Source organism: Microbacterium longlingense (assembly GCF_058349825.2).
The window spans coordinates 231,378-251,087 of the sequence record NZ_JBYRJA020000005.1; the positions used below are offsets into that span (position 1 = coordinate 231,378).

A 19,710-nucleotide genomic window follows, 5' to 3' on the forward strand; every position below is an offset into this window, starting at 1 on the left:
CGCCAACGCACCGCGGCCACCGACGTGTCAGATCGGATAACCCTGCACCGGACCCTCCGTGTTCGGCTTCCATCCCAGTGCGGGCGCGACATGTTTCGCGAACGACTCCAGCACGTGGAGGTTGTACTCGACCCCGATCTGGGTCGGCAGGGTCAGCAGCACGGTATCGGCCGCCATCACGGCCTCGTCGGCGCGCAGCTGCTCGATCAGACGGTCGGGCTCGGCGGCGTAGGTCTTCCCGAATGTCGACCGGAAACCATCGATCACGCCGATCTGGTCGTGCCGTTCCTCCGAGGGCGTCCCGAAGTACATTCGGTCACGCTCGTCGACGAGGGGGAAGATGCTGCGGCTCACCGACACCCGCGGCGGCCGGGTGTGACCCGCGTCGCGGTAGGCGGCGCGGAATGCGTCGATCTGTTCCCGCTGGAGCTCGTGGAACGGCCTGCCCGATGCCTCGGTGAGCAGCGTCGAACTCTGCAGGTTCAGACCCCGGCGGCCGGTGTCCTCAGCCGTCGCGCGCGTACCCGAACCCCACCAGATGCGATCCGACAGGCCGGGCGAACGCGGCTCGATCGCCAGGCGCCCCCGCGTCCCGGCCATGGCCGGGTCGGCGTCGACCACCGTCTCCCCCTGGATCGCGCGCAGGAACCGGTCGAACTTCTCCCGCGCGATATCTGCGCCCCGGGGATCGGTCGAGCCGGTGTACCCGAAGGCCTCATAGCCGCGCATCGCGGTCTCGGGTGAGCCGCGGCTGATCCCGAGAGCGATCCGTCCGTCCGCGATCAGATCCAGCGCAGCGGCCTCCTCGGCCAGCTGCAGAGGGTTCTCGTAGCGCATGTCGATCACGCCCGTACCCACCTCGATGCGCTTGGTGCGCGCAGCCATCGCCGACAGCAGCGGCATAGGGGACGCGATCTGCCGCGCGAAGTGATGCACGCGCACCGCGGCGCTGTTCACGCCGATCTCGTCCGCCCCCTCCGCGAGCTCGATGGTCTGGTGCAGCATCTCGCCCGCCGTGCGGGCGGTGGAGCCGGACACATTGGCGTAGTGGCCGAAAGTGAGGAATCCGAAGGCTTTCATCACGGAGGTCTAACGCTGATCTGCTCGACATATTCCGCGGGGCCCGCGGCGCCGAACCGTCACGTCAGGGAATCAGGCCGGGAGCAGGAACCCGTCGACCACCAGGCGACGGATGCGCGGCGCGAGATCGGCCCACAGATCGGCGAGCGGAACATCGAACAGATCGGCGAGCGCGGCGACGATCTGGGCGACGGAGAGCTCCCCATCGCATGCTCCGACGAAGCCCGCCAGAGCGGGATCGATCGAGAGCACGCGGCCGAAGCCGCCGCCCTGCCGCAGCTCGATCACGCTCGGCGCCTCCGAGCCAGGGAGGAAGTGGCGCGCCTCGGTGACATCCCCCGCGACGACGAGACGCTCCGGCATCCCCGCATGGTCCAGCAGGTCCCCGGCACGAAGACCGGCGAGGAACGCCGCGCCCGCCCCCTCGACCGGCTGCGACAACCGCTCCAGCCGGGCCGTGCCGGCCCCGCCGTCCTCCCGGCGCCGCAGCAGCACGTATCCGAAGCCGACGGCGGTGACTCCCCGGGATGCGAAGTCGTCTATCCAGGCATCGAGCAGGGCGTCGAAGCCCGGATCGCGCGGGATCGTGCCGCCGTCACGGATCCACAGCTCGGCGTACGACAGCGGAGTCAGACTCTCCCGCTCGACCGCCCAGACGTCGACGTCCGCGGGCACCCAGGAGCGCAGCCGATCGAGACCGTCATGATCCTCACGCGTCTCCCAGTTCCCGAGCAGCTGCGCCGTGCCCCCCGGAACGAGGACATCAGCGACCCCGCCGATGAACTCCGCCACCAACGCATCGCCGACCTGCCCGCCGTCGCGGTACTCATACGCTGGCACACCGGCCGCGCGCGGGGTGATGACGAACGGCGGATTGGAGACCACCAGCTCGAAGCGCTCTCCGGAGACCGGGTCGAACATGCTGCCGTGGCGGAACTCGATGTTCTCCGCCCCCGCGAGCAGCGCATTCATCCTGGCGTACGCGAGCGCGCGCTCCGAGATGTCGGTGGCCACGACACGAGCCGCGTGCCGGGCGATGAGGAGAGCCTGGATACCGCATCCGGTGCCGAGGTCGAGGGCATTGTCCACGGCCGCTGGAACGACGATCTCGGCGAGGGTGCGCGACGCCCCGCCCACGCCGAGGACATGATCGACGGGCAGCGCACCGCCGAGGGCGAGCTCATCGAGATCGCTCGCGATCCACCATTCCCCCTCGCCACGGTCGTCGGCGAAGGACTGCGGTCGCAGGGAGGCTCCCGGCATCACCATCTCCACGCCGTCTGCGGAGTGTTCCAGGGTCGCGAGACCCAGAACGGCGAGGCCCGCCACCCCGGTGCGCGGGAGCGCGCGTGCGACATCCACAGCAGGAACGGGCCGTCCGACGATGAACAACGTGGCCAGGATCGCGAGAAGATCGGTGCTCCCCGCGATCTTCCGCAGCAGGGGGCGCCGGACACCGCGGGCGAACGCGTCGTCGACCTCCGCGCCCCACATCTCCCGCAGGGCCGCAGATCGGTACCCTGCCGCATCGAGGTCGGCGGCGAGCGCCGCACAGAGAACGGGATCGGGATGCGGAGCGAGGCGGGTCACGGCCGCAAGCCTATGCGGGGCCGATCCCGCGGCGCGTTCCGGACACGGAGAACACCGCGCGCCGACGTGCCTGTCGCCAAGCCGGGGCGCCCGACGGAGCTCGTCGGACTCCACTCGGCGCGGCCGTGCCGGGCATCGCCGGGCCGGGCCTCCAGGAATCAGCGCGTGGCGAGCCCTAGAATCGCAGGGCCGGAACCGACCGGCGCCCCGCCTTCCCGGGTCGGGTGTCGCCAGGCCCGCGGCCACGGGTGCGCCCGCGACCCGGAGCCGCCAGGAGAACAGCGTCATGAACCCTCCCCGCCGAGGCCCGCGTGGGCGGATGCGCAGAGCGTCGCGCGCCGCCGCGCTCCTCATCGCCCTCAGCGGGGTGATCCTCACGACCGCGGCTCCGGCCTCGGCGGGGGCGTTCCCCCTCGGCCAAAGCCCCCGCACCGCCGCCGCGGCTGTCGACGATACCGAGATCGCCGAGGATCCGCCCACCGCGATGCTCAGCACAGACCAGCGTGGGAAGTACGTACCGGGAACACCGCTCACCGCGACGGTCACCCTCGAGAACCCGGGCGATCGACGCCTGGGCGAGGGGCGGGTGAGCCTGCAGATCGGCGCCGCACTCGGTTCCCGATCCGGTCTGAGCGCCTGGCTCGATGGCGCGATCACCCCCGACCTCCGCGTTCTCGGTACCGCGACCACGCCGGCGGTCGCTCCGGCCAGTTCGGGCGCCGCCACCCTGACGATCACCGCCGAGGTGATGCTCACACTCACCCCCGGCGTCTACCCGATCGTCGCAACCGTCGACGGGATCTCGGTCGCCGGCGACGCCACGACCACGATGCCGGTCGACGCACTCACCGCTCGCAGCGTGATCGTCGTCTCAGAAGGCGCTGCCCCGCGCACCGCCGTTCTCATTCCGATCACGGCGACGCCGGCGGGATATCTGCTCTCCGCGGATGAGCTCACCACCCTCACTGCTCCCACCGGGGCGCTCACCACCCAGCTCGACGCCATCGCGGCGACCGACGCCGCTCTCGCTGTCGATCCCGCGATCGTCGCTGCGATCCGCGCTCTGGGCACCAGGGCTCCGGCTTCCGCACTGGCCTGGCTGACCCGGCTCGAGTCCATTCCGAATGAGGTATACGTTCTCGAGTTCGCCGACGCCGACCTCACAGCACAGGCGCAGGCCGACGTCGCGACGCGATTGTCCCCGATCGACCTCACCCCCTTCGTCGATGCGGCCGGCTTCGCTCCCGAGACGCCCGGCGACGACGCGGTCCTGCCCGACACCGCAGCCCTCACCGCCATCGCCGGCGCACGCCAGGACGTGGTGTGGCCGCGCGACAACGTCTCTGCGGCAGACCTCGTCAGCATCGGAGCGTTGACCGACGGTGCATCTGTCGTGCTCCCCTCGACTTCGATCGACGGCGGGTCTCCGAACCCCGCGCACGCGTCTGTTGACGACACGAGCGTGCTGGTCGCCGACGCCGAGGCATCGGGCGCGCTCTCCCGGGGTCTCTCCGCGGATGACGACGCCCGTCGCGCCGCCGCGCTGGGCGAGGCCCGGGGGTACCTCTGGTTCAACCGCACCGCCCCGATCACCCTTGTCGCCCTGGACCGCTCCGATACGCGCGACGCGGCTCTGCTGCGCGAGGCCATGACCGATCTGATGAGCCCGGCTCGCGTGAGCGACATCCTGGCGTCCGCAGCACCCGAGGTCGACGTCGTCGAACCGCTGGGGGCTCATCGCGGCGCCGCGACGCGGCTCCTGCTCGAGGACGAGCAGCGGATCGGTCACTTTGCTCAGGTGCTCGAAGATCCCGCGCAGCTCACGGCGCGCACACGCCTCGATCTGCTCCGTCTCCTGTCCGTCGGCACGCACGTCGACGACGGAGCCTTCAGCGGTGCGGTCGAAGCGGCGCATCAGGAGGCTGAGAGCACCGTGAACGCGGTTCAGATCCAGCCGCTCCCACCGATCCAGCTCATCAGCGCGGCATCGCACCTCCCGGTGTGGGTGAGCAACGAGCTGCCCTACCCGGTGTCGGTGCGGTTGACGGCAGAGCCGAGCGATCCGCGCCTGCGTGTGCAGACGCTGAACATCGCCGAGATCGCGCCGAACGGCAACACGCAGGTGCGCGTGCCCGTTGAGGCGCTCGTCGCGAGCGGCCAGGTCACCGTGCATCTGACGCTCACCGGCAACGGCGGCGTGCGACTCGGCACCGACCAGAACGTCTCGGTCACCCTGCGCGCCGACTGGGAGCGCGCCGGCCTGATCATCCTTGCGGCGCTCGTCGCGGTGCTGTTCGTGCTCGGCGTGATCCGCACGATCCGCCGCCGCCGCGCGACGCCGAGAGATGCCGGCAACAGCATGTCAAATGACGAGGATGCCGATCGCCGCATGAATGACGCCGAAGACGCGGCCGACAAGGAGCAGGATGTCTAGTATCGGCCGCGCGAGCAGCCTTCTCGCTGCGGGGACGATGATCTCGCGCATCACCGGCATGCTCCGCACGATCGTGCTCGTGAGCCTCATCGGCTCGAACGCGTCGGCCGCCGCGGATGCGTTCGGCCTGGCCAACCAGCTGCCCAACGATGTGTTCTCGCTGATCTCGGTGGGCATCCTCACGGCGGTCATCGTGCCGCAGATCGTCAAGGCCAGCACGGATTCCGACGGCGGCAGCGCGTTCATCTCGAAGCTGTTCACCCTCGGCACGGTCGTGCTGCTGGTCACGACCGGCATCGCGATGCTCGCCGCGCCCTTCCTCGTCGGCGTCATCGCCCAGGGGAGACCGCCCGGTCAGTTGGCACTGGCCACGGCCTTCGCGTATTGGTGCATGCCGCAGATCTTCTTCTACGGCCTTTATGCGCTCATCGGGGAGACCCTGAACGCACGCCGTATCTTCGGACCGTTCACCTGGGCCCCCATCGCGAACAACATCATCTCGATCGTCGGCTTCCTGCTGATCATGGCGGCCTTCGGGGGGGATCTCACCGGTCTCGACGACTGGACTCCCGATCGCGTGGCTCTGCTCGGCGGCATCGCCACCGCCGGCATCGCCGTGCAGGCCGGGGTGCTGCTGCTGTTCTGGCGGAAGACGGGGCTCAGCCTGCGGCCCGACTTCCGCTGGCGGGGGGTGGGTCTGGGCAACGTCGGCCGTCAGGCCGGCTGGACGCTCCTCATGGCGGTCGTGAGCCTGGTGGCGGGTCTCGTGCAGACCCGCATCGCGCTGGACGCCTCGGGGGACAACGCCTCGATCGCGGTGATGATGAACGCCTGGCTGATCTTCATGCTGCCCTATTCTGTGATCGTCCACTCGATCGGCACCCCCTATTTCACCCAGCTCAGCGAGCACGCCAGCGCCGGCCGCGACGACGATGTGCGCGCCGACATCCAGCGCAGCATTCGCACCCTGGGGTTCTTCCTGATGGGTGCGCTGGCGGCGATCGTGGCGGCGGCGGTCCCGGCGTCGCGCGTGTTCACCAACTCCGCTCCCGATGCGGTGCAGGCCTCCGTCGTGCTCATCGCCTACCTTGTGGGCCTCATGCCGCTGGCCGTGCTGTTCATCGTGCAGCGCACCTTCTACGCCTACGGCGATACGCGCACGCCCTTCTTCTTCACGCTGTTCCAGGCTTTCTTGATCGTCGGGACCGCGCTCGGGGCCGGTGCGCTCGCGAGTGCCGGCGTCGTTCCGCTGTCGCTGCTGGCGGCGACCATCGCGCTCGGACAGTCCCTCTCGAGCGTGATCCAGACGGTCATCGCCACGTGGCTGCTGCACCGGCGTCTGGGCGGGATCGGCGTATCCCGCTGGCTCGGCGCGATCGGTCGTTTCGCGATCGCCGCTGTTCCGGCCGCGTCCGCCGGCTGCGGCACCTTCCTCCTCCTCGGGGGCGCTGAGGGGTGGACCGCGGCCGAGAAGCTGCTCGGCGCGATCGGCACCGGCGTGATCGGCGCCGTGACCCTCGCGGTGTACATCGGCGTGCTCGCGCTCCTGCGGGCCCCGGAGCTGTCTGCTGCGGCCTCCCTCCTGCGCCGCTTTCTGCCGGGGCGCTGACGCGCCCCTCCCACCCGCGCCCCGGGTGCCGAGTCCTCAGGATATTCAGGCCCGCGGGCCTGAATATCCTGAGGACTCGGCACCCGGGCATGCTCCGCATCCCCGGGAATACCGCGCGACTACCATGGGTTGAAGCACGCGAACGCGAGGAGAAAAATGCGCAAGGTCATCATCGTCGGATCCGGGCCCGCGGGGTTCACCGCCGCCATCTACGCCGCACGCGCCGACCTCGCCCCGGTCGTGATCGCCAGCTCGGTCGAGGTCGGCGGAGAGCTCACCAAGACCACGGAGGTAGAGAACTTCCCCGGTTTCCCGGAGGGTATCCAGGGCCCCGAGCTCATGGAGAAGATGCAGGCGCAGGCGGAGCGCTTCGGCGCAGAGATCGTCTACGACGACGCCGTCGAGCTCGACGTGGACGGACCGGTCAAGAAGGTCACTCTCGGCGGAGGACGCGTCGAGGAGGCGTCCGCGCTCATCTTCGCCACCGGCTCCGCGTACCGGACGCTCGGCGTGCCCGGCGAGGAGAAGCTCTCCGGCCACGGCGTGTCCTGGTGCGCCACGTGTGACGGCTTTTTCTTCCGCGACCGGGTGATCGCGGTCGTCGGCGGCGGAGACTCGGCGATGGAGGAGGCCACCTTCCTGACGAAGTTCGCCTCCAAGGTCTACGTCATCCACCGCAAGGACACCCTGCGTGCCTCCAAGATCATGCAGGAGCGTGCTTTCGCGAACGACAAGATCGAGTTCGTGTGGAACAGCGAGGTCGTCGAGATCCTCGGCGAGGATGCCATCACCGGCGTCGTGCTCCGCAACACGGTCGATGGCGACACCCGCGAACTGCCGCTCCAGGGCCTGTTCATCGCGATCGGCAACGATCCGCGCACGCATCTGGTGCACGGAAAGCTCGACCTCACCCCGGAGGGCACCATCGCCGTCGACGGGCGCTCGTCGCGCACCAGCGTGCCCGGCGTCTTCGCCGCCGGCGACGTGATCGACCCCACCTACCGCCAGGCGGTCACCGCAGCGGCTTCCGGCACCGTCGCCGCGCTCGACGCCGAACACTACCTCGCCGCCCTCGCAGACGCCCCGGCCGATGCGGCGGTCGCGATCCCCTGACATTCCGGGAACACAAAGAGCATCCGGAACGTTTCCGGATGAAGACGGACATCTACGACAGGAGCATGCGATGAGCGCGAAGGCCACGACAGAGGCCACCTGGAACAGCGACGTGATCGAGGCGACCGGCCCGGTGCTGGTCGACTTCTGGGCGGCATGGTGCGGCCCGTGCCGCATGGTGGCGCCGGTTCTCGATGAGATTCAGGCCGAGAACGGCGACAAGATCACCATCCTCAAGCTGAACGTCGACGAGAACCCCAGCCTCGCCGCCCAGTACCAGATCACCTCGATCCCCGCGATGAAGGTGTTCCAGGGGGGCGAGGTCGTCAAGACCATCATCGGCGCGAAGCCGAAGCCCGCTCTCGTTCAGGATCTCGCCGAGTTCATCGGCTGACATCCTCCTCGGGGCACACGGCCGGGATGCGGACTCCGCATCCCGGCCGTTTTTCATGCCCGACGACCGCGAGGGTCAGGCGCTCGCTTCCGGAGCGTCGTTCACAACCGCGTCCCACCGTCGATGACCGGGCTCTCCCAGCAGTTTCCACACCGCGGGGGTGAGTTCCGGATACTCCAACGCGATCTGCCGCAGCACCCGGTACTGTCGCGCGGAGCTCGGACGGACGCCTCCGTTGGCCGAGATATTCTCCGCACGAAGGAGCAGCACAACCAGTTCGTCGACGCTCGGCAGCTCCTCCATGAAGTCCCAGGGATCCTCGCCGTTGAGGAGACGTTCCTGGATCAGCACGGAGAGCTCATCGAGCGCTTCGGCTCGGAGCACCTCCAGGCTCGCACGGCGGGGAATTGCGTCATTCACCGAACGATTCTACGCGCCCGTGGCACCGTGCGAGCCGGTTGTCCGCTCACTGCGGACAACCGGGAGCTCTCAGGCTCCGAAGCCGTCTTCGCCGAGCTCCGTAAGAATGCGGTTGAGGTCCTGGATGGAAGCAAAATCCACCACAACCTGGCCTTTTCGCGCACCAAGACTGATCCGGACGCGGGTGTTCAGGCGGTCGCCGAGCTTACTCGCGACATCATCCAGGTAGGCGCGGCGTGCGCCGGGCTGCGGCTTCGACGCACGCGTGCTCGGCACCGATCGACGCACCACCTCCTCGGTGGCGCGAACAGAGAGATCCTCGTTGACGACCTTGTCTGCGATGCGCAGCATCGCCTCATCATCATCGAGGGAGAGGAGCGCCCGCGCATGACCTGCGCTCAGAACACCGGCGGCAACGCGCTGCTGCACCGGAACGGGCAGCCGAAGAAGGCGAATGGTGTTGCTGATCTGCGGGCGCGAGCGTCCGATGCGGGTCGCCAGCTCCTCCTGGGTGATCCCGAAGTCTTCGAGGAGCTGCTGATAGGCCGATGCCTCTTCCAGCGGATTGAGCTCCGAGCGGTGCAGGTTCTCCAGGAGCGCGTCGCGCAGCAGATCCTCATCGGCGGTCTCGCGCACGATCGCCGGGATCGTTTCGAGGCCCGCCTCGCGCGCAGCACGGGTGCGTCGCTCCCCCATGATGAGCTCGAACACGCCGGCCGATGTCTCGCGCACGACCACAGGCTGCAGAACACCGAACTCACGGATGCTGTGGACGAGTTCTGCGAGGTCGTCTGCGTCGAAGATGGTCCGCGGCTGACGCGGGTTCGGCACGATCGACTGCGGGTCTACCTGGACCAGCCGCACCCCAGGGACAGCCACGAGGTCTTCAGCCGGGGCTTTCGCGGAGGTGTTGCTCTGGGTGGCGCGAGCCGGCTTCTTCTTCGCCGCCGGTGCCGGGTCTGCAGTCACCGCGGGCGATGCTTCCGGTGCCGCCGGCGCGCCGGGGAAGAACACGTCAACCGGCCGCTCGCCCTGTTCAGACGTGGGAATGAGAGCACCGATGCCTCGCCCGAGTCCCGTGCGCTTCGCCATCACTGCTCTCCTTCTTGCGTGGAAACATGGGCGCGCTGTGCGCGCTGTGCAACTTCAACCGCGGCTTCGCGGTACGCGACCGCGCCAGCGGATGATCCGTCGTAGCTGATGACCGTCTGCCCGAAGCTCGGAGCCTCGGAGACGCGCACCGAACGCGGGATCACCGTGTCGAGCACCTGCTCGGTGAAGTGGGATCGCACCTCTTCCGCAACCTGCTGCGCGAGACGCGTGCGCGCGTCGAACATCGTGAGCAGAATCGTGGAGATGTGAAGTTTGGGGTTGAGGTGCTTCTGAATCATTCGGATGCTTCCGATCAACTGACTCAGGCCCTCGAGCGCGTAGTACTCGCACTGGATGGGGATGAACACCTCGGAAGCCGCCGTGAACGCATTGATCGTCAGGAGGCCCAGCGAGGGCGGGCAGTCGATGAGAACAAAATCCAGCTCATGACCAGCCAAATAGCTGTCCAACGCTGTCTTGAGGCGGTGCTCGCGGGCGACCTGGGAGACGAGCTCGATCTCGGCGCCCGCCAGGTGAATCGTGCTCGGTGCGCACAGCAGGTTAGGTGACTCCGGGCTCTGCTGGACGATCTCTTCCAGGGGAAAGTCGTCGATCAGGACATCGTAGATGCTCGGAGTGTCTGCCGTATGCGTGACACCGAGCGCTGTCGAGGCATTTCCCTGAGGGTCCAGGTCGATGACGAGCACTCGCGCTCCCAGAGAGGCAAAGGCCGCGGCGATGTTGACCGTCGTTGTGGTCTTGCCCACGCCACCCTTCTGGTTTGACACCGTGAGAACACGGGTCGGGCCATCGAAGCTCACCGTCGTCCCCTCCAGAGCGCGGCGTCGGCTGGTCAGATCAGCGAGTTCACGCGCCAGAGGCGTATCGAGCAGGGAATCACGGGGAGATGCTGAGTTCGCGGGCTGTTTCACGTGAAACATCCCCTCCTTCCGTGTAATGCTCGACGTTCCACTCTAACTGCCCGGAGGGCTGTCCGAAGACTCCCTGTGGAGAGTTCTTGCAGAAACAACAGCCCTGCGCGCGACACGCGGTCAGGATCTGGCCCGGCCGGGGGCAGTCCGTCGCCCGTGAGCTCCGGGTGCCACATCAACGTGCTCTCTTCCGCGGGACCGCTCTGCCTTTCGAAGCAGCTGTCGTCCATCGCGTCCGTGCATCGGGGGATCCGGCGTGTTTCTCGGGCATTCAGCGCCCGTCGTTTCCCAGATTCGCGGCGCTGCGGCATCGTTGGCAACCACATCCCGGGCTGACCTCCCCCACAGCGCTGTTCCACCCGTTGGCTGCACGGGTGTTTCACGTGAAACACGAACCAGGCCTGTGTCCACCGCCCCGGCTCCCTGACGGCGGCGATCGGCTTCCACGAGCGATACGGCGACGGCGGTTTCGCGCAGCGGGTGACGGGACGGTGTGCTTCCTGGTGGCGATCGCCCTCCGACCGCGGGGGACCACGTTTCACGTGAAACATGGCAAGAACTCCATGTCGACCGTGTGTCGGCCCTCCCCATCACTCCCGCGCAGGTCGCGGCTCCTCTGACGGGCACCATCCCTCGGGCCGCCCGTTTCCCGCCACTGCTCCCCTCCGCCGCGTGCACTCCGCAGCGTGCACTCTGGCGCGTTGCCCGCATTGCGCGGGGCTGCCCCTCCCCCGGGACGGCCCCGCGGCCCGCCCTCCCCCCATGTCCCCACGAGTCTGGCCGGTTGACTCGGCGTAATGACGGCGTCGACCACCGGGGTGCCTTTCGCAGCACTCGAATCCACCGCGCCCACTCCTCATGTGGTCAACGTCAATGCGCCTCGTCATGTCGAACCGCGTGCGGGCCCCGTATCGGTGGGTAGGGCGCAATCTGCAGGGTCACGCGCTCATTTCGCCTCGATGTCGCTTGCAGATGCTGCGATCGCGGCGGGGTCGGTCCACAACCCGGAACATGGCGACGACTACTTCGCGTGCGGCTACCGGGTGCAGAAGGTCACTCTTCCGCTAGCCTCCCCACGGCATCTCCGAACTCGATGCTGCTCGCTGAACTCCTCTCGGCTACGGGGTGGGGCCATCTCCCCTCGACGTCGCATTGAGATGGGCCCTGGTTCGTGGTGTTTCGGCATCGATGTTTCACGTGAAACGCCAGGAGCGCGACAGTTCGCGCTGCGCGGAGCGAGTCAGCGGCCGATTCATCGCGGGGGAGGTGCCGTGCGTTGGCCTCTGCGCGAACAGCATGGTTACACGCTCCGAGACCGGGTCAATGTCGCCTCTCTTGCTGCGCGCGGGTGTTCCATTCCCAAGGTGCAACAGTGTTTCACGTGGAACATCGCGACGATGGGCCGCGGCGTGACTCGCGAATGGCGTACATTCGCGGGGACAGACAGTCTTTCGGACGGGGTTGCCCTCCTCGTTGACGGCTCCCAACGTTCCGTAGGCGTCGGCGGGGTGGCCAACAGTGTTCGCGCGCCTCGTGAGGCCGTCGAGGTCACGACGAAAGCGGCTCCGGTCGCTCTCCGGGCCGACAGCACACGGGTGCTGCATCGTGATTCCGATTCGACGCATGCCGCGTGGTCCCCGCCTGAGCGTGTGGGGATCTCGCGGACGCCACGGCATCACCAACCACTCAGGTTCCGGGCCGGCGATGAGAGTGTTTCACGTGAAACGGGTCGCGGTGGGGGTCAGTTTCATCCCGAAGAACAGGCTGTGGGGGTCGTTGGAATAGGAACCAAAGGGATCTCGAATGACAAATCCTGCCCGACGATAGAGCCGATGCGCGGGCGCAAAGAACGGGTCACTTCCGGTCTCGAGGTTCACCTCGGTCAGGGCGTGGCTTCGCGCCGTCTCCAGAAGGTGCACGAGGATACGGGCCGCGACGCCCCTTCCCCGGGAGTGCTCTGCGGTGCGCATCGCCTTGAGCTCCCCGCTGCCGTCCTCGCCCACGACAAGAGCGCCAACACCGAGAAGGGCGCCATCGTCATCGCGAGCGGTGCAGAAGATCACGCCATCACGGTCGAGCTGTTCCGCGCCCCGCGCATGCACACTCTCCGGTGGCGAAAGCTGTCGCATCTCCTCGACATGCTCAGCAACGAGAGCGAGAACGTCGGTGAGGCGGGGGCTTTCCGGGGAGATGCGCACGACACGAGGGTAGAGGGAGTCTGTTTCGGCGCCGTTTCGCCCTCCGGCGGCCAGAACAGGGCACCTTCGGGAGAGCGGATCCGGAGGACAGCCTCCCCGCGGCAAGGAACCCCTCCCCACTGCACGATCCGCAGCGCAAACGCCACGCATCCGGCTACAGGAGCCGGCTGAGCCACAGCGGGTGGTGTTTCACGTGAAACACCACCCTCTGTACACACATGACGAGGTCAACCCCGAACGGTCGCCCAAATCACTCTCGTCGTCTCGGAGATCAGGCCCTCGCCAAGCACCTCAACGCGGACATCGGACAGGCGGTACTTCGCGATCTGCTTGCGCGCGGCTTCGACCTCATTTGCCGCGTTGAGTCCCTTGAGCAGAATCAGCTCTCCCCCGTCACGCACGAGGGGTGCCGTCAGGGGAACCAGTGTGCGCAGCGCACTGACCGCCCGCGCGGTTACCGCATCGAAGTCTCCGCCGCGCACATCTTCCGCCCGGGCACGCACGACTGTCACATTCGACAGTCCGAGATCCTCGACCTGCTCCTGCAACCACACAACGCGCCGCTCCATCGGCTCGATCAATGTCCACTCGACGTCCGGTCGAGCGATCGCGAGAACGATGCCCGGCAAGCCGGCTCCAGAGCCGACGTCCGCCACTCTTCCTTGGAAAAGTGGGGCCGCGATGGCACTGTTCAGGATGTGTCTTGTCCACAGGCGCGGAAGCTCGAGCGGGCCGATCAGTCCGCGCTCCTCGCCCTGTTCTGCCAGGGAATCACTGAACTTCTGGGCCAGATCCAGTCGATCTCCGAAGATCTCGGCAGCCGCGGCGGGGCGCGATTCCACAGGGTTATCCACAGGGCTCATGACACTCCGTGTTTCACGTGAAACGTCGTTATCGACGACGTTGGGATGCTCTTAGCGGTGGATGACGGTGTGGCGATTCGCACCCTCACCGTAGGACTCCGAGACCAGACCCCGCTCGGCCACGATGTCGTGGACCAGTTTGCGCTCGTAGCTCGACATCGCCGGCAATGACGCCTGGGACGCCCCCTCGTCGAGCTTGCCAACCGCCGCGTCGACCAGCTGTTCGAGCTGGCGTCGACGCGCGTCTCGTGAGCCACCGACGTCCAAAATAAGTCGAGAGAAAGAACCTGTCTGGTTCTGCACGGCGAGTCTCGTGATCTCCTGCAGAGCCTGTACCGTCTCCGGAGCGGACAGAGCGCCGAGCGAAGGGTCGTCCGACTCCACGGAGACATACGCGCGCCCCTGACGAACATCGAGTGTCAGGTCGCCCTCGACATCCGCGATGTCCAGCAGCCCCTCGATGAAGTCTGCGGCGGCATCGCCCTCCTGCTCCAGCTGAGCCACGGTGGGCTCGACGGCATCCTGGGTGCTCATGCGGAGTCCCCCTTCTTCTTCGCGCGCTTCTTACTGACCGGCTGCTGGCGCTTCGGAGTCGTCGCCTTCGCGCGCTCCGCCTCCTCGAGCAGACGCTGCTGCTCGGCCTCGTACACCGCGACCGGAACAACCTTGCCCTGAGCGTTGATCGCCTTGCCCTTGCGGGCGAGCCGCTCTTCGCGCGCCTTCGCGGCATCAGAACCGGGAGTCGGCATCTCGCGGATGACCAGGAACTGCTGCCCCATGGTCCACAGGTTGGAGACGAACCAGTAGATGACGACGCCGAGCGGGAAGAAGACACCGGAGAAGATGAAGCCCAGCGGGAGGACGTAGAGCATGATCTTCTGCATCTGGTACGCCTGGCCGGTCTTGGCCTCGGGCGACAGGTTCTTCGAGATCAGCTGCAGCTGGGTGAGGAACTGCGACGCGATCATGAGGACCACCAGCACGACCAGGATCGTGACCGTGACGGCCCACCCATCGGGCTTCTGGTTGATCGCATCGATCAGGCTGGTGTGCAGCGGGGCGATACCGAACAGTCGCGCGTCATAGAACTGCTTGGTGAGCTCGGCGCTGAGCATTCCCACACCACCGATGCCGGCGTCGGCATGACGCTTCACATCGTTGAGCGTCCAGAACATGCCCAGCAGGAAGGGCATCTGCACAAGAAGCGGCAGACAGCTCGACATCGGTGTCGTGCCGTGCTTCTTGTAGAGCGCCATGGTCTCGCGACTCATGGCTTCCCGCGAAAGCTGGTCGCGTTTGCCCTTGTACTTCTCCTGGATCTTGCGCATCTCCGGCGCAATCTCCATCATCTTCCGCTGACTCTTAATCTGGCGCACGAAGAGCGGGAAGACCGCCATGCGGATGACGATCACGAGGCCGACGATGGACAGCACCCAGGTGGCTCCCTGAGCCGCCGGCATGCCGAGGGTCGTGAACAACCAGTGCCACCCGACGAGGATCGCCTCGACGAGCCACTTGAAGGGCCACATGATGATGTCGAAGAAGCCCACCGATCAATCCTTTCGGGACGGAACGACGAATCCGCGGGGCGTCAAGTCGTACCGGAAGTGGTTGTGCGGTCGGACGTCATCGACGCCGCCGTGGGTCCAGGGGTTGCAGCGCAGGATCCGCCACGCCCCCAGTGCCATGCCTTTCAGCGCGCCGTGCTGCTGCACCGCACCTACAGCGTAGGCGGAACACGAGGGGTAGTACGCACAGACATCTCCGTAGAGCGGGGATACAAGGCGCCGGTAGAGCGTGAGAACAGCGAGCACAGCGTTGCGTGGCAGCAGGAGCATGCCACGCAGCAGATCCGCGGGAACGAATTGCGCTGTTCCGCGAGCATAGGAGGGCAACGCGCTCATTCGCTGGCCCTGCTCGAACGCTCGTCCTGCCGATGGAACCGAGCCAGGCACCGCTCGAGATCGGCGTGGAGTTCGGCGAAGGAGGCTGTTGCCGCCGCCGGCAACGCCCGGATGACGATGTCCGTACCCCTCGGCACGGTTTTCAGCATCCGATGGCTGGCGTCCTTGAGTCGACGCCGCACCGTGTTGCGCACAACAGCGGAGCCGACCTGCTTGCTCACGATGAAGCCAAAACGGACCGCCCGGTCGTCACCGCTGCGCGTGGAGGAGACGACAATGCGCGGGCCGCCGCACCGCGCTCCGGTGCGGACGACCCGGCGATAGTCATCCCCGCGCGTCAGCCGATGGCTCCGGGCGAGCACGAAAGCCTCGTCGGCTCAGGCCGAAAGCTTCTCGCGGCCCTTCGAGCGGCGCGCGGCGAGGATGCCGCGGCCGGCACGGGTGCGCATGCGGGCGCGGAAGCCGTGCTTCTTGGCACGACGACGGTTGTTGGGCTGGAACGTACGCTTGCTCATGGGGTCACTCCGCACTGGTTGTCACCGGACAGCTGTCAATAGACTCTGGACGACCGGAGACGGGATGGGCACGCCGAAAACGGCATAAGTCAACCGATCTAGGGTATGCCCGGCGCGCCGCCAACGCAAATGACGCATCGTGTGTGCGGGGATATCCACAGACTTCCCCCCGCTGTATCCACAGGCAGACGCGCAGGATTACGCGGAAAACCGACCCCCTGTGGATGACGGCTTGCCCTTGCGCCGCGTGCTGACTACGGTGGCACGAGCAGTCGTCACCGGCGTGACTTTCGCTGTGTCCGCCACCATCTGTCCCGGAGAGCCATGTCGACACCTTCGCAGCCCGACGTTCCGGTCTGGGACGCTGTGCTCGAGGCACTGCACGTCGACGACCGTGTGACTCCGCAGCTTCATGGATTCCTCGCCCTCGCGGTGCCGGCGGGCGTCATGGGCGGATCGACGCTCTACCTCGACGTGCCCAACGATCTCACCGCCGCGCAGATCAACAAGCGTCTCCGAGCCCCGCTGCTCGAGGCCCTCGCTGCCGCCGACGAGAACATCACCGCTTTCCGCGTCGTCGTGAACCCCGACCTGACCGACTCCCCGACCGCGCCACTGACGATGCCCGACTTCGCCGGGCGCACCGAGCAGGTCCGCTCGGAGCCCGTCCGACCGGAGTCACCGTTCGAGCAGCAGACGCCCGTGCGCCACGAGTCGCGTCTGAACCCGAAGTACACCTTCGACAGCTTCGTGATCGGCCAGTCCAACCGATTCGCGCACGCCGCCGCCGTCGCGGTGGCCGAAGCCCCTGCGAAGGCGTACAACCCGCTCTTCATCTACGGTGACTCGGGTCTGGGCAAGACTCACCTCCTTCACGCCATCGGCGACTACGCACAGTCGCTCTACTCCGGCGTGCGCGTGCGATACGTGTCGAGCGAGGAGTTCACGAACGACTTCATCAACTCGATCGCGAACAACCGGGGCGCCGCGTTCCAGGCGCGCTACCGGGATGTGGACATCCTCCTCATCGACGACATCCAGTTCCTCCAGGGGCGTGCGGAGACACAGGAAGCGTTCTTCCACACGTTCAACCAGCTGCACGATCACAACAAGCAGGTCGTGATCACCAGCGATGTCGCACCCAAGCACCTCACCGGTTTCGAGGATCGCATGCGCAGCCGCTTCGAGTGGGGGCTCATCACCGACGTGCAGGCGCCGGACCTCGAGACCCGCATCGCGATCCTCCGCAAGAAGGCTCAGAACGAAGAGCTCCATATCCCCGACGAAGTGCTCGAGTACATCGCCACGGTCGTGTCATCGAACATCCGTGAGCTCGAGGGCGCTCTCATCCGGGTCTCGGCATACGCCAGCCTGAACCGTTCGACGCTCGACATGGCCCTCGCCCGCACCGTGCTGCGAGACATCATCGACCAGGCCGAGGACAACATCGTCTCCCCGACCGACATCATCACCGCGACGGCACAGTACTTCCGCCTCACCGTCGACGATCTCTATGGATCGAGTCGGTCGCAGCAGATCGCCACAGCTCGGCAGATCGCGATGTACCTGTGCCGGGAGCGCACCAACCTCTCCCTGCCCAAGATCGGTCAGCTCTTCGGCGGCCGCGATCACACGACAGTGATGTACGCGTACCGCAAGATCAGCGATCTCATGCGCGAGCGACGCTCGATCTACAACCAGGTCACCGAGATCACCACGCAGCTCGGTCGGCGCTGAGTTCCGCAACGCGCTCTCTCAGAGCCTCTGGGAGCGCGATCCGGCCCTTTCGCAGCGCCGGATCCCTCCGAAAGGGTCTGAAACGGCCGCTCAGAACGATCCTCCGCCGGCGCGCTGCGACGCCATCGGGGGTGAGCAGATGCTCTGCGGAGGCGACGCGCCGCGCGGTCGGCCCAGCCTCTCGAACGGTGCCGGGATGAACGCATCGTGAACGGCACCGAGAAAACCCGCCGTCACAGCGGAGATCCGCGACATCGCGACGCCCTGTGGATAACTTGTGGACAAAATCCGAAAATCTCCGGATCGAATCACGCGAACGGCCCTCACCTGTGGATAACTTCTCGGACGGACGGACGGAGCCGACGCCTCGATTCCCGCGGAATCCTCAGCATCTCCACAAGTGACACGGATGTAGTTCCCTTGTCCCGACTACTATCCCAAGGGTTTTCCACAGTATCCACAGCTGTTAACACCGTTAACTGATTTCTCTCTCATTTGGGCCACTCGATCACCTCCACAGGCGGACCGGGGATGACACATCTCGGCGATGCACGCGCCAGAGACGCCGACTAGCATGGGAGTCCGCGGCGCCGCCGCATCGCCCGACATGCGTCGTGAAAACCGGACGTCGGCTCGCGGGCAACAGGTCCGTGGTGACGTCCACGACGAGCAGAAGAACGAGGGAGTGCCCGTGAGGTTCCAGGTCAACCGCGACGTTTTCAGCGAAGCGGTGTCGTTCGTCGTCAAACTGCTCCCCCAGCGCAACCCGCAGCCGATCCTGGCGGGGGTTCTGATCGAGGCGGGCGACGCAGGACTCACCCTCTCGGCATTCGATTACGAGGCTTCTGCCCGCACGACCATCGAGGCGACTGTCGACACCCCCGGCACGATCCTCGTGCACGGCCGGCTGCTGTCGGACATCGCGAGCCGGTTGCCGAACGCGCCGATCGAGATCGCCGTCGAGGAGGACGGGGGCATCGCCGTCACCTGCGGCTCAGCCCGATTCACCCTCGCCTCTATGCCGGTTGAGGAATATCCCTCGATCCCCGAGGTCACCGGCAGCTCGGGTGTGGTCCCGGCGGAGGAGTTCGGCACGGCGATCGCCCAGGTCGCATTCGCGGCATCACGCGACGACGTGACGCCCGTCCTCACCGGCGTGCAGCTGGAGGTCTCCGGAACGCGCCTGAGCCTGGTGGCCACAGACCGCTACCGCGTCTCACTCCGCGATGTGCCGTGGGACGGGCAGGCCGAGGGGCAGGCCGCACTCGTGCCGGCCAGGACCCTGCAGGAGGTCGGCAAGACCTTCGGGCACACCGGGGAGATCCAGATCGCGTTCTCCGGAACCGGCGACCGCGAGATCATCGCGTTCACGGCGGGGAACAAGACCGTCACATCGCTGCTGATCAAGGGCAACTTCCCGCCGGTGCGTCGACTCTTCCCGGAGCAGACGGAGCACCACGCCGTGGTCAACACCGCCGAGCTCGTCGAAGCGGTGCGCCGCGTCTCGCTCGTCCTGGACCGCTCCGCTCCGCTGCGCTTCACCTTCTCGGGCGACGGGGTCACGATGGACGCCTCCGGCGGCGAGCAGGCCAGGGCGTCGGAGAGCGTCGATGCGACACTCACGGGCGAAGAGGTCGTGCTCGGTCTGAACCCGCAGTACCTCACCGAGGCTCTCGGGGCGGTGCGCAGCGAGTTCACCCGGGTCACCTTCACGTCGTCGGACAATGCGAACAAGCTGAGTCCGGTGCTCATCACCGCGCAGACCTCGGTGGACGACGCCGGTTCGACATTCAAGTACCTGCTGCAGCCGAACCTGCTGCTGCGCTGAG

Annotated in this window: 18 protein-coding genes; 6 read left to right on the forward strand and 12 right to left on the reverse strand. The window is 66.9% G+C overall.

Annotated features, from left to right (window positions below; genetic code table 11):
• Positions 1-27 precede the first annotated feature (27 nt).
• Both AC3RXY_RS09365 and AC3RXY_RS09370 read right to left on the reverse strand, forming a co-directional pair.
• A complete protein-coding gene (locus tag AC3RXY_RS09365) occupies positions 28-1,080 on the reverse strand; it encodes an LLM class flavin-dependent oxidoreductase (RefSeq protein ID WP_491510642.1) in 1,053 nt (350 codons plus the stop codon).
• A gap of 72 nt (positions 1,081-1,152) precedes the next feature.
• Positions 1,153-2,670, reverse strand: coding sequence for a DUF7059 domain-containing protein (locus AC3RXY_RS09370; RefSeq protein ID WP_491510643.1), 1,518 nt, complete (start codon positions 2,668-2,670; stop codon positions 1,153-1,155).
• Positions 2,671-2,989: 319 nt separating this feature from the next.
• Between AC3RXY_RS09370 and AC3RXY_RS09375 the strand changes: the two genes are divergently transcribed.
• The 4 genes from AC3RXY_RS09375 to trxA all read left to right on the forward strand — a co-directional run bounded on the left by AC3RXY_RS09375 (position 2,990) and on the right by trxA (position 8,220).
• A complete protein-coding gene (locus tag AC3RXY_RS09375) occupies positions 2,990-5,104 on the forward strand; it encodes a DUF6049 family protein (RefSeq protein WP_498224617.1) in 2,115 nt (704 codons plus the stop codon).
• On the forward strand, positions 5,097-6,713 hold the full coding sequence (gene murJ / locus AC3RXY_RS09380) for a murein biosynthesis integral membrane protein MurJ (RefSeq protein WP_491510645.1): 1,617 nt from the start codon (positions 5,097-5,099) through the stop codon (positions 6,711-6,713). The genes AC3RXY_RS09375 and murJ overlap by 8 nt, the downstream gene beginning before the upstream one ends.
• A gap of 156 nt (positions 6,714-6,869) precedes the next feature.
• Entirely contained in the window at positions 6,870-7,826 is a 957-nt protein-coding gene (gene trxB, locus AC3RXY_RS09385; protein ID WP_491510646.1) for a thioredoxin-disulfide reductase, read from the forward strand.
• A 70-nt stretch (positions 7,827-7,896) separates the two neighbouring features.
• Complete coding sequence (gene trxA / locus AC3RXY_RS09390; protein ID WP_491510647.1) at positions 7,897-8,220, forward strand: thioredoxin; 324 nt, start codon at positions 7,897-7,899, stop codon at positions 8,218-8,220.
• Positions 8,221-8,295: 75 nt separating this feature from the next.
• On the opposite strand, the gene AC3RXY_RS09395 is transcribed toward trxA, so the two are convergent.
• From AC3RXY_RS09395 to rpmH, 10 genes are all read right to left on the reverse strand, one after another.
• Positions 8,296-8,640, reverse strand: a complete 345-nt coding sequence (locus tag AC3RXY_RS09395) for a tryptophan synthase subunit alpha (RefSeq protein ID WP_491510648.1) — start codon at positions 8,638-8,640, stop codon at positions 8,296-8,298.
• A gap of 69 nt (positions 8,641-8,709) precedes the next feature.
• Complete coding sequence (locus AC3RXY_RS09400; protein WP_491510649.1) at positions 8,710-9,732, reverse strand: ParB/RepB/Spo0J family partition protein; 1,023 nt, start codon at positions 9,730-9,732, stop codon at positions 8,710-8,712.
• Entirely contained in the window at positions 9,732-10,673 is a 942-nt protein-coding gene (locus AC3RXY_RS09405; RefSeq protein ID WP_491510650.1) for a ParA family protein, read from the reverse strand. The genes AC3RXY_RS09400 and AC3RXY_RS09405 overlap by 1 nt, the downstream gene beginning before the upstream one ends.
• 1,706 nt (positions 10,674-12,379) lie before the next feature.
• Complete coding sequence (locus AC3RXY_RS09410; RefSeq protein WP_491510651.1) at positions 12,380-12,862, reverse strand: GNAT family N-acetyltransferase; 483 nt, start codon at positions 12,860-12,862, stop codon at positions 12,380-12,382.
• A gap of 227 nt (positions 12,863-13,089) precedes the next feature.
• On the reverse strand, positions 13,090-13,725 hold the full coding sequence (gene rsmG, locus AC3RXY_RS09415) for a 16S rRNA (guanine(527)-N(7))-methyltransferase RsmG (protein ID WP_491510652.1): 636 nt from the start codon (positions 13,723-13,725) through the stop codon (positions 13,090-13,092).
• Between the two features lie 51 nt (positions 13,726-13,776).
• Positions 13,777-14,259 carry a Jag family protein gene (locus tag AC3RXY_RS09420; protein WP_491510653.1) on the reverse strand — a complete coding sequence of 161 codons (483 nt, stop codon included), beginning with the start codon at positions 14,257-14,259 and terminating at the stop codon, positions 13,777-13,779.
• Positions 14,256-15,254 carry a membrane protein insertase YidC gene (yidC, locus tag AC3RXY_RS09425; protein ID WP_491510718.1) on the reverse strand — a complete coding sequence of 333 codons (999 nt, stop codon included), beginning with the start codon at positions 15,252-15,254 and terminating at the stop codon, positions 14,256-14,258. The genes AC3RXY_RS09420 and yidC overlap by 4 nt, the downstream gene beginning before the upstream one ends.
• 24 nt (positions 15,255-15,278) lie before the next feature.
• Positions 15,279-15,629: a membrane protein insertion efficiency factor YidD gene (yidD, locus tag AC3RXY_RS09430; RefSeq protein WP_491510654.1), complete on the reverse strand. Its 351-nt coding sequence runs from the start codon at positions 15,627-15,629 to the stop codon at positions 15,279-15,281.
• Positions 15,626-15,991 carry a ribonuclease P protein component gene (gene rnpA / locus AC3RXY_RS09435; protein ID WP_491510655.1) on the reverse strand — a complete coding sequence of 122 codons (366 nt, stop codon included), beginning with the start codon at positions 15,989-15,991 and terminating at the stop codon, positions 15,626-15,628. Before rnpA ends, yidD begins: the two co-directional genes overlap by 4 nt.
• 15 nt (positions 15,992-16,006) lie before the next feature.
• Positions 16,007-16,144, reverse strand: coding sequence for a 50S ribosomal protein L34 (rpmH, locus tag AC3RXY_RS09440; RefSeq protein ID WP_491510656.1), 138 nt, complete (start codon positions 16,142-16,144; stop codon positions 16,007-16,009).
• Between the two features lie 324 nt (positions 16,145-16,468).
• Here rpmH and dnaA point away from each other — a divergent pair, with 324 nt between their 5' ends.
• Positions 16,469-17,881 carry a chromosomal replication initiator protein DnaA gene (dnaA, locus tag AC3RXY_RS09445; RefSeq protein ID WP_491510657.1) on the forward strand — a complete coding sequence of 471 codons (1,413 nt, stop codon included), beginning with the start codon at positions 16,469-16,471 and terminating at the stop codon, positions 17,879-17,881.
• Between the two features lie 691 nt (positions 17,882-18,572).
• On the forward strand, positions 18,573-19,709 hold the full coding sequence (gene dnaN, locus AC3RXY_RS09450; protein ID WP_491510658.1) for a DNA polymerase III subunit beta: 1,137 nt from the start codon (positions 18,573-18,575) through the stop codon (positions 19,707-19,709).
• Position 19,710 lies beyond the last annotated feature (1 nt).